1 protein-coding gene is annotated in these 4705 nt (G+C 70.3%); it reads right to left on the reverse strand.

The features are described 5' to 3' along the window. Nucleotides 1-28: 28 nt before the first annotated feature. On the reverse strand, nucleotides 29-4309 hold the full coding sequence (locus ACFWGJ_RS42110; RefSeq protein WP_387334244.1) for a HAMP domain-containing protein: 4281 nt from the start codon (nucleotides 4307-4309) through the stop codon (nucleotides 29-31). Between the last annotated feature and the right edge of the window lie 396 nt (nucleotides 4310-4705).

Genomic DNA, 4705 nt, shown 5'->3' on the forward strand with positions numbered 1-4705 from the left:
GTGCGCGCACACGGCCGGGCGCGGTCGCTCACGCAGGCAGCCAACGGCGGACGCAGGCGATGAGGTCCTCGGTGTCGACCGGCTTGGTGACGTAGTCACTGGCCCCGGAAGCGAGCGACTTCTCCCGGTCGCCGGGCATCGCCTTCGCCGTGACGGCGATGATGGGAAGCCCCGCGTACTGGGGCATCTTGCGGATCTCGGCCGTGGCGGCGTAGCCGTCCATCTCCGGCATCATCACGTCCATCAGGACGAGGGCGATGTCGGGGTGGTTGACCAGCGTCTCGATGCCCTTGCGGCCGTTGTCCGCGTGCAGGACGTGGAATCCCTGGAGTTCCAGGATCCCGCTCAGCGCGAACAGGTTGCGCGCGTCGTCGTCGACCACCAGGACCGTACGGCCGACGAAGGCGTCCTCCACCGCCCGGGGCGAACCGGTCTGCGGCTCCTCCGCGCGGGCCAGGGACGGCACGTCCCCCAGTTCCTCGGCCGACAGGTGCAGGGCGATGCGCTCCCGCAGTTCGTCGAGGCTGGACAGGAACTCCAGGGCGCGGGTGCCGGAACGGGCCTGCAGTTCCTGCTCCTGCGCCAGGTCCGCGCGGTGGCCGCTGTGGACGAGCACGGGGACGTTCGCGAGCGCGGAGTCGCCCTGCATCGCGTCGAGGAAGCGGGGCGCCTCGCCGCCGGGCATGCCGAGTTCGAGAACGACGCAGTGGCAGGGGCCCGCGGCCAGCGCGCTCGCCGCCTCGTGCGCTCCGGAAGCGGTGATGACGTCGACCGTGCCGCGCGGGTCGCCGGCGTCCTGGCCCCGGGTGACGTCCGAGACCGCGCTCTCCGCGACGAGGGTCAGCAGCCCGCGCTGCCGCTCCTCGACGACGAGCAGCCTGCGCCGCGGGCGCTTTGCGGGGCCGGTCGGACCCGGGACCGGGGTGTGCACCGCCGGTTCCTGCGAGGAGGACGCGTCCGGCGCGGGCTCCAGCATCATGCGGTCGCCGATCACCAGGTTCTCGAAGTCGGGGCGCGCCACGGGCAGGAACAGCGTGAACGTGCTGCCCTGTCCCGGAGTGCTGTCGACCGTGACGGCACCGCCGAGCAGATGGGCGATCTCACGGGTGATGGACAGGCCCAGACCCGTGCCGCCGTACTTGCGGCTCGTGGTGCCGTCCGCCTGCTGGAAGGCGCCGAAGATCGTCTCCAGGTGCTGCTCGGGGATCCCGATCCCGGTGTCCTGCACGCGGAAGGCGACGATGGTGCCGCCGCGGAACACCCCGGTGGGCACCTCGTGGTCGGCGGCCGGCTCGATCCGCAGCTCCACGCCGCCCTGTTCGGTGAACTTCACCGCGTTCGACAGCAGGTTGCGCAGGACCTGGCGCAGCCGGGAGTCGTCGGTGAGCAGGTCGGCGGGCGCGCCGGGCGCGGTCCGCACGGAGAAGTCCAGGCTCTTCTGGGTCGTCATCGGCCGGAAGGTGGCCTCGACGTACTCCAGGAGCTGGCGCAGCGGCACGACCTCGGGGCTGACGTCCATCTTCCCGGCCTCGACCTTCGACAGGTCGAGGATGTCGTTGATCAGCTGCAGCAGGTCGGAGCCTGCCGAGTGGATGATGCCCGCGTACTCGACCTGCTTCGGTGTGAGGTTGCGGGAGGGGTTCTGTGCCAGCAGCTGGGCGAGGATGAGCAGGCTGTTCAGCGGGGTGCGCAGTTCGTGGCTCATGTTCGCCAGGAACTCCGACTTGTACTTGGAGGCCAGCGACAGCTGCTGGGCACGGGTCTCCAGCTCCTGGCGCGCCTGCTCGATCTGCAGGTTCTTCGCCTCGATGTCGCTGTTCTGCGCGGCCAGCAGGGAGGCCTTGTCCTCCAGCTCCTCGTTGGAGCGCTGCAGCTCGTCCTGCTGGACCTGCAGTTCCTCGGAGCGCGCCTGCAGTTCCGCGGTGAGCCGCTGGGACTCGTCGAGCAGTTCGTCCGTACGGGCGTTGGCCACGATGGTGTTGACGTTGACGCCGATGGTCTCCATCAGCTGGCCCAGGAAGTCCAGGTGGATCTGGGTGAAGCGGGTGACCGACGCCAGCTCGATCACCCCGAGCACCTGGTCCTCCACCACGATCGGCAGCACCACCAGGGCGGTCGGTACCGTCCGGCCGAGTCCCGAGGAGATGGACACGTAGTTCGGCGGCAGCTCGTCGACCGTGATGGCGCGCCGGCTGCGCGCGGCCTGGCCGACCAGGGAGCGCCCGAAGGGGATGCGGTCGGGCCGGTCGTCCTCGTCGGGGTATCCGTACGAGCCGACGAGCCGCAGTTCGCTGCCGTTGCCGGTCTCCTCCGCGAGGTAGAACGCGCCGTACTGGGCGGAGGCGAGGGGCGCGAGCTCGTCCATGATGAGCTCGGCCACCACGGACAGGTCCCGGTGGCCCTGCATGAGTCCGGAGGCCCGCGCCAGGTTGGTCTTGAGCCAGTCCTGCTCCTGGTTGGCCCGCGTGGTCTCGCGCAGGGACTCCACCATGGAGTTGATGTTGTCCTTGAGTTCGGCGACCTCGCCCGAGGCCTCGACGGTGATCGAGCGGGTCAGGTCGCCCTCGGCGACGGCGCTGGTGACCTCGGCGATCGCGCGGACCTGCCGGGTCAGGTTGCCCGCGAGTTCGTTGACGTTCTCGGTGAGGCGCTTCCAGGTGCCGGAGACGCCCTCCACCTCGGCCTGGCCGCCGAGGCGTCCCTCGCTGCCGACCTCGCGGGCCACGCGGGTGACCTCCGCGGCGAACGCGGAGAGCTGGTCGACCATCGTGTTGATGGTGGTCTTCAGTTCGAGGATCTCGCCGCGGGCGTCGACGTCGATCTTCTTGGACAGGTCGCCCTTGGCCACCGCCGTCGTCACCAGCGCGATGTTGCGCACCTGGCCGGTGAGGTTGTTGGCCATCGAGTTGACGTTGTCGGTGAGGTCCTTCCACGTGCCCGCCACGTTCGGCACCTGGGCCTGGCCGCCGAGCCGTCCCTCGGTGCCCACCTCGCGGGCCACGCGGGTGACCTCGTCGGCGAACGCGGACAGCGTGTCGACCATGGTGTTGATGACGTCCGCGAGGGCGGCGACCTCGCCCTTGGCCTCGACGGTGATCTTCTGGCTGAGGTCGCCGCGGGCCACGGCCGTGGCGACCTGGGCGATCGAGCGGACCTGGCCCGTCAGGTTGGACGCCATCACGTTGACGTTGTCGGTGAGGTCCTTCCAGGTTCCCGAGACCCCGCGCACGGTGGCCTGACCGCCCAGGTTGCCCGCGGTGCCGACCTCGCGGGCGACGCGGGTGACCTCGTCGGCGAAGGCGGACAACTGGTCCACCATCGTGTTGAGGGTCTCCTTCAGGGCGAGGATCTCACCCCGGGCGTCCACGGTGATCTTCTGCGACAGATCGCCCCTGGCGACCGCGGTCGCCACCTGGGCGACGTTGCGGACCTGCGCGGTGAGGTTGCCCGCCATGAAGTTCACCGAGTCGGTGAGGTCGCGCCAGGTGCCCTTGACACCCTTGACGTCCGCCTGGCCGCCGAGCCGTCCCTCGGTGCCCACCTCGCGGGCCACGCGGGTGACCTCGTCGGCGAACGCGGACAGCTGGTCGACCATGATGTTGATGGTGTTCTTGAGCTCCAGGATCTCACCGCGGGCGTCCACGGTGATCTTCTGGGACAGGTCACCCCTGGCGACCGCGGTCGTCACCTGGGCGACGTTGCGGACCTGCGCGGTGAGGTTGCCCGCCATCAGGTTGACCGAGTCGGTGAGGTCGCGCCAGACACCGCCGACGCCGGGCACCTGGGCCTGGCCGCCGAGGCGTCCCTCGCTGCCGACCTCGCGGGCGACGCGGGTGACCTCGTCGGCGAAGGCGGACAGCTGGTCGACCATCGTGTTGACGGTCTCCTTGAGCTGGAGGATCTCGCCCCTGGCCGGCACGTCGATCTTCTGCGACAGATCGCCCTTGGCGACCGCGGTCGCCACCTGGGCGATGTCACGCACCTGGGTGGTGAGGTTGCCCGACATGGCGTTGACCGAGTCGGTGAGATCGGCCCAGGTCCCGGACACGCCCGGCACCTCCGCCTGGCCGCCGAGGGTCCCTTCGGTGCCGACCTCGCGCGCGACGCGGGTGACCTCGGACGTGAACACGGACAGCTGGTCGACCATGCCGTTGAAGACGGTGGCGATGTCGCCCAGGAGGCCGTCCCCGTCGTCCGGCAGACGGGTGCCGAAGTCGCCGTCCCGTACGGCCGTGAGGCCGGCCAGCAGCTGTCGCAGCTCCTGGTCGCCCGGCGTGCGGTCGACAGTGTCGGTCGTCTGGCTGGTCATGCGCACCCTCGTTCCATGCCTCTTGGGTCCCTGTGCAACCTGTGCGAAAGGGACGCGGAACTACAGGCCCACTGCCGGACCACGCCCTCGTCTGCCACCCCTTGTGCACCGGGCCACCGACGAGGAAATACGCCGCAGGCTAACCCGTAAGTGAGGTTGTGAACAAAGTGTGGTGCCAAAATCGCCAAGCCCGGGACAAGGCGAGGCCAAGTGGGGGACGAGCCGGGGCCGGAGGGGTGCACGGGAGGCCGGAGCCGGGCTGTGGCGGGAGTGACGCGGCGGCCTGATGGGGAGGGCTCCAGGCCCGCGACCGGCAGGCTCCACGTCGGCCCCGGGCGCGGCCGGAGCCGCACACGACCGAGCCCGCCGTCGCGGACCGGCGAGCGGGGGCTCGTG

The organism is Streptomyces sp. NPDC060205 (assembly GCF_042728395.1).
Lineage (GTDB): Bacteria > Actinomycetota > Actinomycetes > Streptomycetales > Streptomycetaceae > Streptomyces.

What these genes read in the sequence shown, in the direction of transcription:
- ACFWGJ_RS42110 (WP_387334244.1), bottom strand. Translation starts at nt 4,309, where the DNA reads ATGACCAGCCAGACGACCGACACTGTCGACCGCACGCCGGGCGACCAG.